The sequence below is a fragment of the Stenotrophomonas sp. genome (assembly GCF_032099025.1).
Classification (GTDB): domain Bacteria; phylum Pseudomonadota; class Gammaproteobacteria; order Xanthomonadales; family Xanthomonadaceae; genus Stenotrophomonas.
Genome location: NZ_DAMCID010000023.1, coordinates 24,609 through 43,474, shown reverse-complemented (window position 1 = coordinate 43,474; position 18,866 = coordinate 24,609). Strand labels below are relative to the sequence as shown.

The following is an 18,866-nucleotide window of genomic DNA, read 5'->3' as shown; positions in this document are numbered from 1 at the left end:
GTACCGGTCGTAGTACCCCCCCACAACGGTTCACGGAGCGGCACCTTGCCGTCCTGATTGCGGTTGCGTGATTTGAAGGAGGGCACGGTGAGAGAGAACACGGAGCATTACGGCGAGGAGTATTACAGTGGCAATGGGCAAGGCGGTGACCGTCCTGCGCTGAAGCTGTTCACCCGGCTCGCCCAACGCTACTTGGCCGCCGGCAAGATTCTCGATTTTGGTTGCGGACCGGGCTTCTTCCTGATGCACCTCAAGCGTCATTTTCAGGCGTCGGGGGTGGAGCAGAGCGCTTGGGCCAGTAGGGCCGCGCGCGAGCGAACCGGGGTGCCTATCCACGAGTCACTTGATCAGGTGAGTGACGCCAGTCTGGACGGGCTGGTCTCTGTGCATGTGGTCGAGCATATTCCGGACCCCGCATTGACCCTTGTGCTGGCCGATTGGCGGCGAGTATTGAAGCCCAACGCGCGCGCGCTGGTGATCACGCCAGACGCGGACGGCTTTGCCCACCGCAGGAAGGGGACTGCCTGGATCGCCTTCACCGACCCCACTCACATCAACCTAAAGTCTCACGCCGAGTGGGAAAGCATGTTCCGTAAGGCTGGCTTCAAGGTTGTACGTAGGTTCGCCGACGGTCTATGGGACTTCCCATACGTGTTCGGCTGGCTGGGCAAGCTGGAAGTGCTGCTGCTGGGCTGGCCGACTCTGCTCCAGTTCGTTCTCGCGCGACCCCTGCTACCGGCCGGTAGCGGGGAGTCGATCATCCTGATCTTGGAGCGAAGCGCCGGCGACGGCGAAATCTGAGGCGCATCCGGATAGTAAGGTGCCACCCGGAGTTTCAGATTGCAGCGAGAACCGACAACCCTCCAACCAGAACCGTAATCAAACTTCCGGGGTCCTTGACTGCGAACACTACCGGGTCGTCGTGCATCTGCCCGCGATGCGCCAACAACCACGCACGACAGATCCAGTACAGCAGCACGGGACTCAGGAACCAAAGGAACACGGGATGCTTGTACAAGGCTTGGCTCTCGGGCGCATTGATGTAGAGGCATAGCACCAGTACCGAAACCAGGCCCGCGGCGGTGCCCAGCGTCTGCACCAACGCCAAGTCTTCCACATGATATCCGCGCCCACTCGGCTTCAGCTTTCCGCTGGCCAAGGTCATTTGTAGCTCGGTATAACGCTTGAGCATTGCCAAGCTCAAGAAAATGAACATCGAGAAGGTCAGCAGCCAGAATGACAGCGTCACATCGATAGCTGCCGCACCGCCCACTATGCGGATCGTATACAACGCGGCCAGCATCACCACGTCGATCATGACCACCTGCTTCAAGCGCAGCGAATATGCAAGGGTGAGGCAGAAGTAGAGTGCCAGAACCAGCAGAAACGCGGGAGCCACCCACCAGGCGAGGAGGAACCCGGCGAGCGTCAGGACTGGTGTAACCAGCAGGCCGGAACGCAGCTCCAAGCTACCACAGGCAAACGGTCGCTTGCGCTTCCGGGGATGCTCGCGGTCCGACTCCAGGTCGAGGAGATCGTTGAGCAGATACACGCCGGACGCACACAGGCCGAATGCGGCAAAAGCGAGCGCCGCCGATAGCACCATGTCCGGTTCCATGAAGCGATGGCTGGCCAGCAAGGGCACGAAAACCAGGAGGTTCTTCAGCCACTGGTGCACCCGCATTGCCTTTAGCCATGCACGTGGACCACCGCCTTCGCTTGGCCAGTGGGCGGCAAGCTGGGAGCACGCCGCCGCAGCACGGGCGACGCGCTTGCTGCCATTGACCACCCAGGCTGAATGGGCATGGCGCCAGATGGCGACATCCACCCCTGCGTTCGCGACATAGTCGAATCCTCGCTCGCCAAACTGCGCAACCAGCAGATCGGCCTTGCGATGGCCGGCAAGATTGGTCTCTCCGTCGCTGCAGTACACCGCGTCGAACATGCCCAGATGGCGTGCGATCGGTTCCACCAGTGCCCTGTCGGACGCAGTGCACAGGACGCGCATGCGGCCGCTATTGGCCTGAAGCAGTTCCAGCACCCGAGGATCGAATGGAAGCAGGGCGGGGTCGCCTACGCCATGCACCGCCAACCGTCGCTTCAGGTAAGCCTTGCCACGCAGCAGCCACCATGGAAGCAGCAACAACATCCAAGGCTGTCGTGCGAGCATCCTCAGGAAAGTCTCGTAGAGCAGATCCGTACGCAGCAAGGTACCGTCCAGATCAACGCACAACGGCCTGGGCTGGCCGGTCCCTTCATCTGCCATGGATCAACCCGCCACCCGGCCATATTGGTCTTCGAAACGAACAATGTCGTCTTCGCCCAGATAGCTGCCCGACTGCACCTCAATAAGCTCCAGCGGCAACTTGCCCGGGTTCTTCAGGCGATGGGTGACGCCCAGTGGAATGTACGTGCTCTGGTTCTCGGTGAGTAGGATGACCTCCTCTCCGCGTGTAACCTCGGCGGTACCGCTGACAACGATCCAATGCTCGGCACGGTGATGGTGCATCTGCAGGCTTAGCGTTGCGCCTGGCTTAACGGTGATGCGCTTGACCTGGAAGCGGGCGCCGTTGTCGATGGAGTCATAGGCACCCCATGGACGATAGACCTTCCGGTGCGCGGCCGCTTCGCTCCGGCCGTCACGCTTGATCCGGGCGACGATTTCCTTGACGTCCTGAACGCGGTCCTTGTGACCAACGAAAACGGCGTCGTCTGTTTCTACCACGACAACATCGTCCAGCCCGACCATGGCGATTAGACGGCTGCCGTACGCATAGCTGTTGCGACAGTCCACGGCAATCACATCGCCGTGGCAGGCATTGCCCGATGCGTCCTTGTCGGACACTTCCCACAGTGCCGACCAGGACCCAACGTCATTCCAGCCGGCATCGAGCGGCACTACGGCCGCATCGGCAGTCTTCTCCATCACTGCGTAATCGATTGAATCGTTCGGGCTGGTGGCGAAGCTTTCGGCGTCCAAGCGAATGAAGTCGCTGTCGCGTGATGCCTTTTCCAGTGCCGCGCGGCTGGCGGCCAGGATTGCCGGCTGCAGGGCTTCCAGCTCGGCCAGGTACCGCGAGGCCTTGAACAGAAACATGCCGCTATTCCAGAAATACTCGCCGGAGCGAACGTACTGCTCGGCGGTTTCAAGATTGGGCTTCTCAACGAAGCGCTCCACCCCGCGCACGCCTTGGCCTGGGGCGGCCTTGATGTAGCCGTAGCCAGTCTCCGGTGAGGTCGGCACGATACCGAAGGTCACCAGCTTGCCGCTCTCAGCGGCAACCGCTGCGTTCATGACGGCCTCGTGGAATGCCTTTTCATCGCGCACCACGTGGTCTGATGGCAACACCAGCAGCAGTGCGTCCTCGCCGGTCGCCAGCGCCTGCAACGCCGCGATGGCAATTGCCGGTGCAGTATTGCGGCCAATCGGTTCGAGTATCAGCGCCTGCGGAGCTACGTTGCACTCGCGCAGCTGTTCTGCGGCCATGAAACGATGTTCCTGGTTGGCTACCACGATCGGCGCCGCTCCTGCAACTTGCGCAACGCGCTTCCACGTTGCTTGCAGCATGGTGTCCTGCCCGACCAGCGGCAGGAATTGTTTCGGGTAGGCCTCACGCGAAACGGGCCACAGGCGGGTGCCGGAACCACCGGAAAGAATGACGGGAACGATGGGCAACATGGATGCGTCCTGGATCAGTGTTGGGCCGGACTGCCGCCGATCAGGGCGGTCAGCTCGTCTGTGCGGGTACGCAGCAGAGCTGCATCGCCACGGGTTTCCACATTGAGACGCAGCAATGGTTCAGTGTTGGAGCTGCGCAGGTTGAAGCGCCAGTCCTTGAACTCGGCGCTGACGCCATCCGTGTGGTCGAGAGTCGGCTCCTGGCTGGCGTAATGTGCCATTACGCGGGCTACGGTGGCCTTGGCGTCTTCGACGCGGAAATTGATTTCACCGCTGCATGGGAATGCCTGCATACGGTCTGCGACCAGATCACCCAGAGAGGTGCCCGTCTCTGAGACCAGCTCCGCAATAAGCAGCCAGGGAATCATCCCTGAATCACAGTACGCAAAATCGCGGAAGTAATGGTGCGCGCTCATTTCGCCGCCATAAATGGCATCCTCAGCGCGCATGCGCTCTTTGATGAACGCATGCCCGGTCTTGCTCATGATCGGAATGCCGCCGGCTTGTTCGACCATCTCCACCGTGTTCCAGGTCAGTCGAGGGTCGTGGATGATCTTGCCACATGGCGAGCTTCCAAGAAGGGCCTTGGCGAGCAGGCCAACCAAGTAATAACCTTCGATGAAGTTGCCATCTGCGTCGAAGAAGAAGCAGCGATCGAAATCGCCGTCCCACGCAATGCCGAAGTCTGCACCGTGCTCACGTACCGCATCACGGGTTGCCGCCCGGTTCTCCGGCAACAGTGGGTTGGGAATCCCGTTTGGGAAGTTGCCGTCCGCCTCATGCTGGATACGGATGAATTCGAATGGTAGATGGGGCGCCAGCTGATCGATTACTACACCAGCGCCGCCATTGCCCGGATTGGTCACGATCTTCAGCGGCTTCAACTTGGCTACGTCGATGTAGCTGAGCAAGTGCTGGATATAGGAGGACTTGTCTTCGTCGCGGACTACCGTCGCGCTGCCTGTTCCCAGCGGAGCGTCCGAAGCTGCGAAATCGCGGATGTCGAAAAGTCCGGTATCCCCGCTGATCGGTTTGGCACCGTCGCGTACCAGCTTCATGCCGTTGTAATCCATCGGATTGTGGCTGGCGGTGACCATGATCCCACCGGCAGCGTTCCGGTGGAAGGTCTGGAAGTAAACTTCTTCCGTGCCGCAAAGGCCGATGTTGATGACATCGCGGCCACTGGTCGTCAGACCGTCAATGGCGGCTTGAAGCAGTTCAGGGCTGCTCAGGCGAATATCATGGCCGACGATGACGGGTCCCGGGCCGAGCAGCGATGCTGTGCCGGCGCCAATGCGCTTGGCCAGCGCAGCGTCCAATTCGTCAGGCACGCGACCACGGATATCGTAGGCCTTGAAACTCGGAAGCGTCATCAATGCAGTCCTTTCAGGGTTGACCGCTAATTATAACGGCAGTGACCGCAAAGGGCGGGTGATCCCGTGCAGCGTTCGAGCCCGTCCGGTTAACCGGGTGGAGGCTGCGCAACTGGCAAATTGCGCATCCTCGCTCATACCGCTCAGCCGATCGCCGCTTCCAGCTCAGGCAACAACGTGAACAGATCCCCCACCAACCCAATATCGGCGATCTCAAAGATCGGCGAGTCCGGGTCCTTGTTGATCGCCACGATGGTGCCGGCGTCCTTGATCCCGGTCAGGTGCTGGATGGCGCCGCTGATGCCGACGGCCACGTACAGCTCCGGCGAGATGATCTTGCCGGTCTGGCCGACCTGCAGGTCGCTGGGCACGTAGCCGGCGTCCACGGCGGCGCGCGAGGCACCCACGGCGGCCCCGAGCTTGTCGGCCAGCTGGAAGATCACCTTGAAGTTCTCCTCCGACCCCACGCCGCGGCCGCCGGAGACCACGCGCTTGGCGCTCTGCAGGTCCGGTCGGTCGGTGGCACCGGCGGCCAGCCCGATGAAGCGGGTGTGGGTGGGCAGGGCCGCGTCGACGCTGGCGGCTTCCACCGCGGCGCTGCCGCCCTTGGCCGCTTCCGGCCAGGAGGCCGCGCGTACGGTAGCGACCACGATCTGGTCGGCCGGCACGTCCACGGTGATGATGGCGTTGCCCGCGTAGATGGGGCGTTTGAAGCTATGGCTGCCTTCGACGGTCATCAGGTCCGAGACCTGGTTGACGCCCAACAGGGCGGCCACGCACGGCATCAGGTCCTTGCCGAAGGTGGTCGACGGGCCGAACACGTGGGTGTAGCCGGCGGCCAGCTGCGCGATCTGCGGGGCCAGCACCTGGGCCAACGCCTGGGCGTTGGCGGCATTGGCCACGGTCAGCACCTTGGCCACGCCGGCCAGCTCGGCGGCCTGCGCGGCCACGGCGGCCGGGTCGGCGGCCAGCACCAGCACGTCGATGCTGGCGCCGCTGATGGCGGCGGCCGCGCTCACGGTCTTGGCGGTGGCGGCGTTGAGCTTGCTGTCATGGTGTTCGGCAACAACGAGGATCTTGGTCATTACAGCAACCCCTTCTGCTTGAGTGCGGCGACCAGTTCGGCCGCGTCCTTGACCATCACGCCCTTGCTGCGCTTGACCGGCGCGGCGTACTGGGTGGTCTTGAAGGTGTCGGCGGCTTCAACGCCGAGGTCGGCCAGCTGCAGGGTCTCCAGCGGCTTGGCCTTGGCCTTCATGATGTCGGGCAGCTTGATGAAGCGCGGCTCGTTCAGGCGCAGGTCGGTGGTGACCACGGCCGGCAGGTCCACTTCCAGCGTTTCCAGGCCGGCGTCGACTTCACGGGTGACCGTGGCCTTGCCGTCGGCGATGTCCAGCTTGCTGGCGAAGGTCGCCTGCGGGCGGCCCCACAGCGTGGCCAGCATCTGGCCGGTCTGGTTGGCGTCATCGTCGATGGCCTGCTTGCCCAGGATGACCAGGTCCGGCTGTTCCTTCTCGACCAGCTTGAGCAGGGTGCGGGCGGCGGTCAGCGGCTGGATGGCCTGGTCGGTGACCACGTGAATGGCACGGTTGGCGCCCATGGCCAGGCCGTTGCGCAGGTGCGCCTGGGCGTCGGCCGGGGCGATGGTGACGACCACGACTTCGGTGGCGATGCCCTTGTCGCGCAGGCGCAGGGCTTCTTCCAGGGCGATTTCGTCGAAGGGATTGGGGGACAGCTTGACGCCGTCGGTGACCACGCCGGAACCGTCCGGCTTGACCTGAATGCGGACGTTGTAGTCCACCACGCGCTTGTACGCGACGAGGATTTTCATCTGGTGCTCGATCCTTCAATTACAGGGGAACGTCCGGTGTCGGAAACGACAGCCGGTTCGGGGGTGGGATATGGATTCTAACTGTCCGCGCACTACCATGCGAATGCGTATGGTTATGTTGCGGTGCGTCATTGCCTGGAGGGTCGACCGCATCGTTCACCCCGCGCTGGCAGTCGTGAAGACTGCTGGCATGTATTCTGTTGCGCTGTGTCATGCGGGCCCGAGACGGCCCCCGGACGACCCTTGCAGATCAGGAGAACAGGTAGTGCCCACATGGCTGGTCACCGGCGGCGCCGGGTTCATCGGCGGTAACTTCGTTCTCGACGCGGTCTCCAGCGGCGTCCGCGTCATCAATCTGGACGCACTGACCTATGCCGGCAACCTGAAAACGCTTGCATCGCTGGAGGACAATCCTGACCACGTGTTCGTCCAAGGGGACATCGCCGACCATTGTCTCGTCTCGCACCTGCTGCAGAAATTCCAGCCGGATGCCGTGCTGAACTTTGCCGCAGAAAGCCACGTGGACCGCTCCATCGACGGCCCCGGCGCGTTCATCCAGACCAACGTGGTGGGCACGCTTGCCCTGCTGGAAGCGGTGCGCGACTACTGGAAGGCTCTGCCGGCCGACAAGGGCGCTGCCTTCCGTTTCCTGCATGTGTCCACCGACGAGGTGTACGGCTCCTTGGGCGAGACTGGCAAGTTCAGCGAAACCACGCCGTATGCGCCCAACTCGCCGTACTCGGCGTCCAAGGCCGCATCGGACCATCTGGTGCGCGCGTTCCACCACACCTACGGGCTGCCGGTGCTGACCACGAACTGCTCCAACAACTATGGTCCGTACCACTTCCCGGAGAAGCTCATTCCGCTGGTGATCGCCAAGGCCCTGGCCGGCGAACCGCTGCCGGTCTATGGCGACGGCAAGCAGGTGCGCGACTGGCTGTTCGTGTCCGACCACTGCGAGGCGATCCGCACCGTACTGGCCAAGGGCCAGGTGGGCGAGACCTACAACGTGGGTGGCAATTCCGAGAAGGAAAACATCGAGGTGGTGCATGCGATCTGCGCGCTGCTCGACGCCCGCCGCCCGCGTGAGGATGGTCAGCCGCGCAGCAGCCAGATCACCTATGTCGCCGACCGGCCGGGCCACGACCGTCGATACGCCATCGACGCGAGCAAGCTCAAGGACCAGCTGGGCTGGGAACCGAAGTACACCTTCGAGCAGGGTATCGCCTTTACCGTCAACTGGTACCTGGAAAACCAGCCTTGGGTCGACGGCGTGCTGGACGGCAGTTACCGTCTGCAGCGAATCGGTACCCGGGCTTGAGGAATAACATCATGACGCAACGCAAGGGCATCATTCTGGCCGGAGGGTCGGGCACGCGCCTTTACCCCATCACCAAGGGCATCAGCAAGCAGCTGCTGCCGGTGTACGACAAGCCAATGATCTACTATCCGCTGAGCGTTCTCATGCTCGCCGGAATCCGGGACGTCCTGGTCATCAATACTCCCCATGAGCAGTTCTTGTTCCAGCAACTGCTGGGTGATGGATCGCAGTGGGGCATGAATATCGAGTACGCCGTTCAGCCACGCCCGGATGGACTGGCGCAGGCCTATGTGATTGGGCGCGACTTCATCGGTGACAATCCGAGCTGCCTGGTGCTGGGTGACAACATCTTCCACGGGCATGGCTTGAGCCAGGTATTGCGCAGCGCTGACCAGCGGCAGAGTGGTGCCACCGTTTTCGGTTATTGGGTCAACGATCCAGAGCGCTACGGCGTAGCAGAATTCGATGGTGAGGGCCGGGTCATCGATCTGGTCGAGAAGCCCGCTGTGCCACGTTCCAACTATGCCGTGACCGGTCTGTACTTTTATGACGGCAAGGCATGTGAGTACGCTGCCGAGCTTCAGCCTTCCGCCCGGGGTGAGTTGGAAATCACCGACCTCAACCGCCGCTACCTGCGCGATGGTCAGTTGCACCTTGAGGCGCTCGGCCGCGGCTACGCATGGCTGGATACAGGCACGCACCAGTCCCTGCTGGAGGCGTCCAATTTCATTGAGACCATCCAGACGCGGCAGGGGCTCCAGGTCTGCTGTCCGGAAGAGGTGGCCTTTGGAAGAGGCTGGATCAGCGCGGAACAAGTCAGGGATCTAGCGGCCCCGCTGAACAAAAATGGCTACGGCCAGTACTTGCTGAAACTGGCAGAACGGGGTGTAGTGCCGTGAAAGTGATTGAGACCTCATTGACCGGCTGCTACGTCATTGACCCCAAAGTGTTCGGTGACGACCGAGGCTTCTTCTTCGAAACCTGGAATGCCGGGCGTTTTGGTGAGGTGGGATTGCCGACCGCGTTTTCCCAGAGCAACGTGTCCTCGTCAACTAGAGGCGTCCTGCGTGGGCTGCATTATCAGTGGCCTCATCCACAGGGCAAGCTCGTCAGCGTACTCGAAGGTGAGGTGTATGACGTGGCAGTCGATATCCGTCGGGGCTCGCCCACGTTCGGTCGATGGGAAGCTGTGGTATTGAGCGCTGCCAACAAGCGGCAGTTCTGGATCCCGCCGGGCTTCGCGCACGGCTTCGCTGTGCTGTCGGACACCGCGCTGTTTCACTACCTGTGCACCGACGTGTACGTCAAGGAAGCCGACGCAGGCATCCGCTGGAACGATGCGGATATCGCTGTCGATTGGCCGATCGGCCAGCCGCTGCTGTCGGCCAAGGATGAGCAGGCCCCCTTCCTGAAGGACCTTCCTGAAGATCGCCTTCCGGTAGTTGCCGTATGACGCTGCTGGTCCTGGGGGCCGCCGGGCAGCTGGGCACCGAGTTGCTGCGGGCCTTGGCGCCGCTGGGGCAGGTAATCGCGGCCACGCGTAGCGGTGTGCTGCCCGACGGGCGCGCCTGTGAACAGGCCGACCTCGACCAGCCCGACGGCCTGCCGGCGCTGCTGGACCGTCTGAACCCGACGGCGGTGATCAACGCCGCCGCCTACACCGCCGTGGACCAGGCTGAGCAGGATGCCGACGCCGCCTTTCGGGTCAACGCCCAGGCACCTGGCGAGATCGCGCGCTGGTGCGCCGCACACGCAGTGCCGTTTGTGCATTACTCCACCGACTACGTCTTCGACGGCCAGGGCAGCACGCCTTACAACGAAGATGCGCCCACAGCGCCGCTGGGCGTGTACGGGCGCAGCAAGCGCGACGGCGAAGACGTGGTGCGTGCGGCTGGCGGCCGCCATCTGATCTTCCGCACGGCGTGGGTGTATGCCTCGCACGGCAAGAACTTTCTACGCACCATGCTTCGGCTGGGTGCGCAGCGCGATCACGTGCGCGTCGTCGCCGACCAGATCGGGACACCCACGCCCGCCGGGTTGATCGCCGACATCACTGCGCAGGTACTCCGCAACCCGACCCCCCTTTCCGGAACCTGGCATCTCACCGCGTCCGGCCAGACCAGCTGGCACGGCTTCGCGCAGGCCATCTTCGAGGAAGCGGTGAAGCAGGGCGTTCTGGTCAAGGTCCCGGCGGTGGAGCCGATCACCACGGCGCAGTACCCCACGCCTGCGCAGCGCCCGGCATGGTCGGTGCTGGACAGCCGCAGACTCCAGCAGGATTTTGGCGTCACGCTCCCGTCCTGGAAGGAAGGGCTTGCGCAGGTGATGGCGGAAGTGGCGCGCCACTGATTCCCGGCGCGGCCTGCAGCCCGGGCCCGCTTGGTGGCGCTGCAGTCACATCGCATACAATCGCGGGTGTCCGAGGACGGACCCGGCAGCCACGGGTCCTTCCCAATTGCGCCGCTCCGAACGCCGAGGAATGCTTTGAAATTCACCCCCGACCAGAATCGCGTGCTAGTCACCGGCGGCGCCGGCTTCCTGGGTTCGCACCTGTGCGACCGCTTGGTCGCAGCCGGCCATGACGTACTGTGCGTGGACAATTTCTATACCGGCAGCAAGGCCAACGTTGAAGGACTGCTGGCACATCCGCGTTTCGAGCTGATGCGCCACGACGTCACCTTCCCGCTGTACGTGGAGGTGGACCGCATCTTCAATCTGGCGTGCCCGGCCTCCCCGATCCACTACCAGCAGGATCCTGTCCAGACCACCAAGACCAGCGTGCACGGTGCGATCAACATGCTTGGGCTGGCCAAGCGGGTCCACGCGCGCATCCTGCAGGCCAGCACCAGCGAGGTGTATGGCGATCCGGAAATCCACCCGCAGGTGGAAGGATATTGGGGCCGGGTCAATCCGATCGGTATCCGCAGCTGCTACGACGAAGGCAAGCGCTGCGCAGAGACGCTGTTCTTCGACTACTGGCGGCAGCATCAGCTCGAAGTAAAAGTCATGAGGATCTTCAACACCTACGGCCCTCGCATGCATCCCAACGACGGCCGGGTGGTCAGCAACTTCATCGTGCAGGCGCTGAAGGGTGAGCCGATCACCATCTATGGCGACGGCAATCAGACGCGCAGTTTCTGCTATGTGGACGATCTCATCGAAGGCATGCTGCGCCTGATGGAAACGCCGGCGGAATTCACCGGTCCGGTGAATATTGGCAATCCGTCCGAGTACACCATGCTGCAACTGGCCGAGACCGTGCTCCGCCTGGTTGGCGGAGCTTCGAAGATCGAGTTCCGCCCGCTGCCCTCCGACGACCCGCGCCAGCGCCAGCCCGACATCAGCCTGGCCAAGGCCACGTTCGACTGGGAGCCCAAGGTGGCCCTGGAAGATGGCCTGAAAGAAACGATCGCCTACTTCCGTTACCGGCTCCAGGCCTGAGGAAAACCGCATGCGCAAGGTTGTGGTGATGCCGGTCTACGAAGATCTGGAAGCATCTTCCAAGCTGTTCGTGGAGCTGGCGCGCACCCAGGGCGGTGACACCTTCATCGTCGCCGTGGACGACGGATCGGTGCGCCAACCTTTGGATGCGACGGCCATCGAGGCCTCCGGTCTGGAAGGCGTGGTGATCAAACTGCGCCGCAACGTGGGTCACCAGCGCGCCATCGCCATCGGGCTGAGCTACGTGGCCGAGCAGTTCGGTGACGATGTCATCGTGGTGACCATGGATTCGGACGGCGAGGACACCCCGGAAAGCATCAGTGCGCTGGTGCAGGATCTGGCGCGCGACGACGTGGATGTGGTGGTCGCGACCCGCCGCAGCCGGGTGGAGTCGTTGAAGTTCAAAGCGTTCTACGTTGTCTACAAACTGTTGTTCTCTCTGCTGAGCGGCCGCAGGATCAGTTTCGGCAACTTCATGGCAGCGAAGATGCCGGCGGTGCGCCGCCTGGCGTCGATGCAGGAACTGTGGACCCACGTCGCCGCATGTGTGCTCGGTTCAAAGCTGCGCGTGCACAGCTGCGCATTGGACCGTGGCCCGCGTTACGCAGGCCGCAGCAAGATGAATTTCGTCGGGCTGGCCCTGCATGGCTTCCGCGCGCTGATGGTGTTCGCCGAGGATGTGTTGGTGCGGGTGGGAATCGCCTGCACGATCGTGGCAGCCCTTTCCATCACTGGTGGCATCATCGCAACCGCGCTGAAGATGTTCGGCTTCGCCACGCCCGGCTGGTTTTCGCTGGCCTTCGGCATCCTGCTGCTGGTGTTCCTGCAGACCGCAGCGCTCACCCTGATCATCCTGATGCTGTCGGGCATGATCCGCAGCGGCGGTGTGCTCGGGATTGGCAGCTACCGCGAGTTCGTCGAAGACGTGCAGCATGCCCGCCGCAAGGTTGCTTAAGCCCCTCGATGGCCAGCTGGTCCGTTTCCTGGTCAATGGCCTGGTAGCGACAGCGGTGCACTATACGGTGCTGCACGTCTGTGTCGAAGTGCTGCATGTGCCGTTGGCTGCGGTGGCAAATGCCATTGCCGCCGTGTTCGGCATCATCACCTCGTTTCTTGGCAATCGCTACTTCGTGTTCCCGGGGCGGCAGGGAAGTGCGGCGAGGCAGGGCGCGCTGTTCGTGCTGGTGTATGCCACCGTCGCCGTGCTGCACGGGCTGTTGATGTTCGCCTGGGCGGACTGGCTCGGCCTGGACTACCGCATTGGGTTCCTGCTCATTACCGGCATGCAGATGGTCTTCAGCTTCGTCATCAACAAATTCGTGGTGTTCAAATGAACAAATACCTGCGCGCGCTGCTGGCGACTGTGCTTTTCATCGCCGGCCTGCTGCTGGTCTACTACCTGCACATGCGCCACTTCCGGGTGGACGTTGTGCTGTACGCCAGCATCGTGGATGCGGTCATCGCCCTGGTTGTGGTGTTTGGTGCCCTGTACCTGCTGAAGTGGTTTCGCGATTTCAGCCGGCTGGAGCTCATCCAACTGGTCCTGATCTGGCTGCTGGGCGGTTACGTGTTCGCCATCTCCATTCCCACCGTCATTGACCGCTCGCTGTCGTTCTACATTCTGGAAAAGCTGCAGCAGCGCGGCGGCGGCATCCGCGAAGACGCCTTCCACCAGGTATTCACCGACGAATATGTGCGCGAGCACCATCTGGTGGAAGTGCGCTTGACCGAGCAACTGCAGTCGGGCACGGTTGAGATTCACGATGGCTGCGTGACGTTGACCGCCCGCGGCAAGCGCCTTGCTTCGTTCAGCCGCTTCTACCGGCAGAATCTGCTGCCCACCCATCGGCTGCTGATGGGCCAGTACACCGATGCCCTGACCGATCCCTTCCGCGATAGCCGGATGGCGACGGACTACCGTTGCAGATAGTGGCGGGTCATCGCCTGTGAACCCGCCATCTGCGTCCGCCATGGTCCGGAGGGGCTGCGCTTGGCTGCTGCCGTTGCTGGTGTTGGCAGTAGGCATCTGGATGGTGCCGCTCGCGCATACCTGCCAGCTGAGCTGTGTTCCGGGAGACCTGGGCGACGCCCGGTTCAATGGGGTCATGCTGGAGCATTTCCACCGTTGGTTGACTGGCCTGGAGCCCAGCCTCACAAGCCCACCATTCTTCTATCCGATGCCGGGTGCATCTGCGTTCTCGGACAATCATTGGGGCACGGCGTGGATCTATTCCCTCATCCGTCAGTGTGGGGCTGACCGGTACCTGGCATTCGATCTGTGGTACCTGGTTGGTTTCGTCGCAACCTTCGTGGTCAGCCATGTGGTCTTCCGCCGCATGCACTTCTCGCCGCTGGCCAGTGCGCTGGCAGCATTCGCGTTCACGTTTGCCATGCCGGTGATCAGCCGACATGGGCACGCGCAGCTGACATACCGTTTTCTGATACCGGTGGGTCTGCTGCTGTGGCAGCGTTGTATTGACGATGGCCGTTGGCGCTGGTTTGCCTTGCTGTCGGTGGTGGTGGGTTCGCAGTTCTACATGTCGATCTACCTGGGTTACTTCCTTTTGCTCCTGCTTTCGGCGTGGTGGCTTGCAGGATGCGGGGTGGATCGCTTGTGGCCAACTCAATGGCTTCTACGCTGGTGGCAGGGGCGAAAGCGCAGCACGTGGCGGGAGCTGCTGGTGTCGCTGCTTGTGGCGGCCGCGACCATGACCGCGCTGATCGTGCTGATGTATCCGTATGTTCACTATTCAGACGTTTATGGCTTTGGCCGAGGTCTTGGAGAGGTCGCGTCGTTGACCCCACGTCCCCAGAGCTATCTGCTTGCCGATCAGTCGTTGATCTGGGGCGGCATCAGTTCCCATGTTGGTCAGAGCGTGCCGATGCGCCATGAGCAGCAGCTGTTCTTCGGATTGGGAATCATTGGATTGGCGGTACTGGGTGTCCGGTACTCGCGCGCTCGCATGCGCTGGGTGGCTCTGGTCTCGTTGGGCCTGCTCGTAGCCCTGACGCTCACCTTTGGAAGGTACTCGTTGTACCTGGCCATTGCCACGCTGCCCGGTGCCGAGTCTGTACGGGCAGTGGCGCGCATCGGGCTGGTGATGGCGCTGCCGCTGGCGCTGCTGGTAGGCATGGCGGTAGACGCCATGCCCCGGCTACAGGTCGGCATGCGCGTGCTGATCGGCCTGCTGGTGGTGGCCATGATGGCGGAGTCCGCACTGCACCAGACCACCCATTTCAGCTTCGAAGAAGCGCGTGCACGCACTGTCGCGGCGCGTGGTCAATTGCCTGCCTCCTTGCCGGCGGGAGCCGTGCTCTTCATTCCGGCCAGCCCGGATGTACCATTCTATGTGTCGGAGTTGGACGCCATGGTGCTGGCGCAGGAGCTGGGTCATCCGACGCTGAATGGCTACTCCGGGAACGTCCCGCCGGGCTATCTTAGTGAACCGGAACGTCCGCCGTGTGCACAGGCAGTGACACGGCTGAGGGCGGCCAGACGATTCGCAAGGCGGCAACCCGACGTATTGCTGCAGCAGCCAGTGCCATCCGCTGCAGTGGTGAGCGGCCAGGCACGGTGCTCAGTGGCCAGGCTAAGTGGCGATGTTGCGCCGCATCCCAGCGAACGGCGCCATGCCCGCTAGAATGCGTCCATATCAATCGGGGCAGCAGAGCAAGGGATAGGTCCAACACCGTCGTCAAGCGCAGCAAGCGCTACGCCTGCGCGGCCGAGGCACTGCAGGGCGTGGTCGCCGATGGGAAAACGACCTTCCAGCTGCCTGCGCCCATCATGGTTTACTCGCAGTGCGGCGCCTGCCCTTGCCTTGCTTTGCCGCCACGCCCGGCAACGGTGCCAGCAGTGCCTCCAGATCCGCGTCGTTGAAGCGTGGTCCGCTGCTTCCGCCACCCTCCAGGATGGCGTCGGCCAGCGCCGCCTTGCGTTGCTGCAGCTCGGCAATCCGCTCCTCGATGCTGCCGGCGGCAATCAGCTTGTAGACGAACACGGGTTGCTCCTGGCCGATGCGGTGCGCCCGGTCGGTGGCCTGGTTTTCCGCCGCCGGGTTCCACCACGGGTCGAAGTGGATGACCGTATCGGCGGCGGTCAGGTTCAGGCCGACGCCACCGGCCTTGAGGCTGATCAGGAAGATGGGTACCTCGCCCTGCATGAACCGCTGGACCGGGGTGGCCCGGTCCCTGGTATCGCCGGTCAGCTGGACATAGGCGAGCCCAAGTTCATCCAGGGTCTCCGCGATCAGTTCGAGCATGCTGGTGAACTGGGAGAACAGCAGTATCCGACGGCCCTCTTCAACCAGCTCCGGCAGCATGACGCGCAGCAGGTCCAGCTTGGCCGAGCCTGCGTTGCGTGCGGTCCGGTCGCCCGGCAGCAGGCGCGGGTCGCAGCATACCTGGCGAAGTTTCAGCAGGGCGTCGAGAACCACGATGTGACTCTTGGCCAGGCCGTTGCTGGCAATGGCATCGCGCACCTTCTTTTCCATCGAGGCGCGCACGGTTTCATAGAGGTCGCGCTGGCCTCCTTCCAGGGCCACCGTGCGGGTGATGAGCGTCTTGGGGGGCAGTTCGGTCGCCACCTGGTCCTTGCGCCGGCGCAGCATGAACGGCCGAAGGCGCTGCGCGAGCAGTTGCGCGCGCTGGCGGTCGGTGCCGCGCTCGATCGGATGACGCCAGTGCTGGTTGAACTGTTTTTCACTACCGAGCAGGCCGGGCAGCAGGAAGTCGAACTGTGCCCACAGCTCGCCCAGGTGGTTCTCCAGCGGCGTTCCGGTCAGGCACAGGCGATGGCGCGCATTCAAGGTGCGCAGGGTCTGGGCGGCCCGTGATTTCGCGTTCTTGACCTGCTGTGCTTCGTCCAGGATCAGCAGATGGTAGGGGTGCGCCTGCAGTGCTTCCTCGTCGCGCCATACCAGCGGGTAGGTGGTCAGCACCAGGTCATGCTGTGGGATCTGCGCGAACAAGGCCTCGCGCCCGCTGCCATGCAGCGCGAGCACGCGCAGGTCGGGGGTGAAGCGCGCGGCTTCGCGTTGCCAGTTGTGCAGCAGCGAGGTGGGCAGGACAACCAGCGCGGGCCGGTCCAGACGACCGCCTTCCTTCTCCAGCAGCACGTGGGCCAGGGTCTGCAGCGTCTTGCCCAGGCCCATGTCATCGGCCAGCACGCCGCCCAGATTCTGCTGCCGCAGGTACTGCAGCCACGCCAGTCCTTCCTGCTGGTATGGACGCAGCGTGGCGGCCAATCCGGTGGGCGGATTCACCGGCGTCATTGCCGGGCCTTCCAGCAGGCGCTGAACCAACGCCCGGGTGTCCTTCCGGTCCTTGAACTGCAGTCGGGCGTCGTCCTGCAGCGCACGCAGGCGGCCACGGTCGCGCGCGGACACCCGCAGCGGCGCATCGCGCCCACCGAACAGGTCGGCCAGCAACGCGATCACGGGCTTCAACCGCCCGGCGCGGAACACCAGCCGGGTGTTGTCGGTGGCAGACAACAGGATGCGTTCGTCGTCATCGATGGCATCAAGCTGCCCGCGCACCCAGCGCGGATCGGTCTGCAGCATCTGCTGCAGCAGCGGGGCCAGCGGCACGCTGCGGTCGTCGACCTGGATGTCCAGTGCCAGTTCGAACCAGTCCGCCTGCTTGGGGTCGGGGCGGATATCCAGCGCAATGTCCTCCACCGGGGTGATGCGGTGGCGGAAGTCGTCGTCCGGCTCGATCCTCCAGCCCAACGCCTCCAGTCGCGGCGCGTCCTCCAGCATGAAGCGCGTCCAGTCGAAGCTGCGCAGCTCGAAGGGCGGTCCGGCCCCTTCCAGCACCGCTCGTGGCTGATGGTCGCGGTGCAGTTTGGCCGTGTGCAGTTCTGCTTCGCGTCGCGCTTCTTCAGCAAGGTTGCGCGGGAGCAGGCACAGCTGGCCATCGGCGTCGTGGGCAAACATCGAGGGGTCGTCGAGCAGGCGGACGTGGTCGTCGTACTCGAACGCGACGGTTGCCATGTCGATCCACTGCGATGCGTCGCGGCGGCCCAGCCAGCTCGGGCGATATTCGAGGCTGTGCAGGTGCAGTATCGGGGTCATGCCAGCGATCTGCAGGGTGGGGAGGCTGCCGCCGTCGTCGGGACGAGGCAATGCAGGGTCGATCTGCTGCAGCATCGGGGCGACCACCGCTTCCTCGCCGGGCAGCAGCGGCGGCAGACCCAGGAAGGTATCCGCATCCTGCAGCATCACGTCCAGCATCAACGGACCAACCTCGCCCGTCTCTGGGTCCAGGTAGCACGCGGAATTACCCAGGACGATGCCCTCGGCACCCCCCTCCACCTGCAGTGTAGGTGTCGGCAGCAGCGTGCCGTAATGGTCGCGGGGCATCCATGCGAGCGTCCCGTGGCGCGGCGGACCGCTGCGCGCCGCTACCCGATCACCGGGGCCGTGGCGGTTCATCCAGGCGCGGCCACTGGAGACGATGAGTTCCATCAGCGCGGCAATATCGGTCTGTGACGTATCCAGCCGGCCGTGCTGCAGCAGCCACACCTGCGCCAGGATTCCCGTATCGATCTGGGACAGGTAGCCGGCTGGCTCCAGGAACGTGTCGGGGGTTACGTCCAGCAGGGTATCGAAGCTCTTCGAGCCCTCGGCGGCTGGCCCGTTTCGATGCACGAGCACGATGGGTCGATAGCGGTTCGTCGAGAGGATGAAGCCGATGCCGTGGCGTTGTTTTTTTTCCGGGACGACATGGCTTGCCTGCCAGCGCGACAGCGCCGCGAGCAGCTGGGGGCGTGGTGACAGCGGCGAACCCGACGTTGCCAGCGCGGCCGTTGGCATGTCGGGGGACGAGGTCAGCGTCGCCAGCAGCACCGCAGCTACATGCTTGCAGTTGTAGCCCACCGGGCAGCTGCAATCACCCTGCAGGCGACTGACACGGGTGCGGGTACTGGCGCGCAGATCGATCGAAACCGTGTAGGGTTGCCTGGCCGAGCCCTGCACGTCCGCGGTCAGCAGCGCTCCCTGCTGCTGCAGGTGGTGCACGCCTGACAGGCAACGCTCGCCCTTCTCGAGGGTCCATCCGTCCAACCAGCGGAGAAGATCGTCTTCGTTGAATGTCAGTGTCATTGGCCCTGCCATGCCTTGCCCTGCGTCAGGTCGCGCGACGCCGCTGCGGCGCCGTACCGGTAAGTGTGTGGACGGGCCATTCTAAGGTGGCGGCCGGTCGGTTTCCCGTGCAGGTCCG

Annotated in this window: 16 protein-coding genes; 10 read left to right on the top strand and 6 right to left on the bottom strand. The window is 63.4% G+C overall.

Translation table 11 applies throughout. From position 1 onward, the window contains the following. Window positions 1-87: 87 nt before the first annotated feature. The gene (locus tag RT456_RS15250; RefSeq protein WP_313347887.1) at window positions 88-801 is read left to right on the top strand and encodes a class I SAM-dependent methyltransferase; all 714 of its coding nucleotides are present in this window, start codon (window positions 88-90) and stop codon (window positions 799-801) included. Window positions 802-835: 34 nt separating this feature from the next. Here the strand turns inward: RT456_RS15250 and RT456_RS15245 are convergent, their stop codons facing one another. The 5 genes from RT456_RS15245 to RT456_RS15225 all read right to left on the bottom strand — a co-directional run bounded on the left by RT456_RS15245 (window position 836) and on the right by RT456_RS15225 (window position 6,883). After that, complete coding sequence (locus tag RT456_RS15245; RefSeq protein WP_313347886.1) at window positions 836-2,266, bottom strand: UbiA family prenyltransferase; 1,431 nt, start codon at window positions 2,264-2,266, stop codon at window positions 836-838. 3 nt (window positions 2,267-2,269) lie between these two features. Continuing rightward, on the bottom strand, window positions 2,270-3,679 hold the full coding sequence (locus tag RT456_RS15240) for a mannose-1-phosphate guanylyltransferase/mannose-6-phosphate isomerase (protein ID WP_313347885.1): 1,410 nt from the start codon (window positions 3,677-3,679) through the stop codon (window positions 2,270-2,272). A 14-nt stretch (window positions 3,680-3,693) separates the two neighbouring features. After that, entirely contained in the window at window positions 3,694-5,052 is a 1,359-nt protein-coding gene (locus RT456_RS15235) for a phosphomannomutase (protein WP_313347884.1), read from the bottom strand. Window positions 5,053-5,195: 143 nt separating this feature from the next. Then, window positions 5,196-6,137 carry an electron transfer flavoprotein subunit alpha/FixB family protein gene (locus tag RT456_RS15230; RefSeq protein ID WP_313347883.1) on the bottom strand — a complete coding sequence of 314 codons (942 nt, stop codon included), beginning with the start codon at window positions 6,135-6,137 and terminating at the stop codon, window positions 5,196-5,198. After that, entirely contained in the window at window positions 6,137-6,883 is a 747-nt protein-coding gene (locus tag RT456_RS15225) for an electron transfer flavoprotein subunit beta/FixA family protein (RefSeq protein ID WP_313347882.1), read from the bottom strand. Before RT456_RS15225 ends, RT456_RS15230 begins: the two co-directional genes overlap by 1 nt. A gap of 265 nt (window positions 6,884-7,148) precedes the next feature. On the opposite strand from RT456_RS15225, the gene rfbB reads away from it, so the two are divergent. The 9 genes from rfbB to RT456_RS15180 all read left to right on the top strand — a co-directional run bounded on the left by rfbB (window position 7,149) and on the right by RT456_RS15180 (window position 15,286). Continuing rightward, entirely contained in the window at window positions 7,149-8,204 is a 1,056-nt protein-coding gene (gene rfbB, locus RT456_RS15220; protein ID WP_313347881.1) for a dTDP-glucose 4,6-dehydratase, read from the top strand. A gap of 11 nt (window positions 8,205-8,215) precedes the next feature. Further along, window positions 8,216-9,103, top strand: a complete 888-nt coding sequence (gene rfbA / locus RT456_RS15215; protein ID WP_313347880.1) for a glucose-1-phosphate thymidylyltransferase RfbA — start codon at window positions 8,216-8,218, stop codon at window positions 9,101-9,103. Then, window positions 9,100-9,657, top strand: coding sequence for a dTDP-4-dehydrorhamnose 3,5-epimerase (rfbC, locus tag RT456_RS15210; protein WP_313347879.1), 558 nt, complete (start codon window positions 9,100-9,102; stop codon window positions 9,655-9,657). The genes rfbA and rfbC overlap by 4 nt, the downstream gene beginning before the upstream one ends. Beyond that, complete coding sequence (rfbD, locus tag RT456_RS15205) at window positions 9,654-10,553, top strand: dTDP-4-dehydrorhamnose reductase (protein ID WP_313347878.1); 900 nt, start codon at window positions 9,654-9,656, stop codon at window positions 10,551-10,553. Before rfbC ends, rfbD begins: the two co-directional genes overlap by 4 nt. Window positions 10,554-10,688: 135 nt before the next feature. Beyond that, window positions 10,689-11,645 carry a UDP-glucuronic acid decarboxylase family protein gene (locus RT456_RS15200; RefSeq protein ID WP_313347877.1) on the top strand — a complete coding sequence of 319 codons (957 nt, stop codon included), beginning with the start codon at window positions 10,689-10,691 and terminating at the stop codon, window positions 11,643-11,645. A gap of 10 nt (window positions 11,646-11,655) precedes the next feature. Next, a complete protein-coding gene (locus RT456_RS15195) occupies window positions 11,656-12,600 on the top strand; it encodes a glycosyltransferase (protein ID WP_313347876.1) in 945 nt (314 codons plus the stop codon). Then, complete coding sequence (locus RT456_RS15190; RefSeq protein WP_313347875.1) at window positions 12,593-12,979, top strand: GtrA family protein; 387 nt, start codon at window positions 12,593-12,595, stop codon at window positions 12,977-12,979. The genes RT456_RS15195 and RT456_RS15190 overlap by 8 nt, the downstream gene beginning before the upstream one ends. Then, window positions 12,976-13,575: a hypothetical protein gene (locus RT456_RS15185; RefSeq protein ID WP_313347874.1), complete on the top strand. Its 600-nt coding sequence runs from the start codon at window positions 12,976-12,978 to the stop codon at window positions 13,573-13,575. The genes RT456_RS15190 and RT456_RS15185 overlap by 4 nt, the downstream gene beginning before the upstream one ends. Before the next feature lie 100 nt (window positions 13,576-13,675). Next, window positions 13,676-15,286 carry a hypothetical protein gene (locus RT456_RS15180; protein WP_313347873.1) on the top strand — a complete coding sequence of 537 codons (1,611 nt, stop codon included), beginning with the start codon at window positions 13,676-13,678 and terminating at the stop codon, window positions 15,284-15,286. A gap of 144 nt (window positions 15,287-15,430) precedes the next feature. On the opposite strand, the gene RT456_RS15175 is transcribed toward RT456_RS15180, so the two are convergent. Continuing rightward, a complete protein-coding gene (locus RT456_RS15175) occupies window positions 15,431-18,748 on the bottom strand; it encodes a DEAD/DEAH box helicase (protein WP_313347872.1) in 3,318 nt (1,105 codons plus the stop codon). Between the last annotated feature and the right edge of the window lie 118 nt (window positions 18,749-18,866).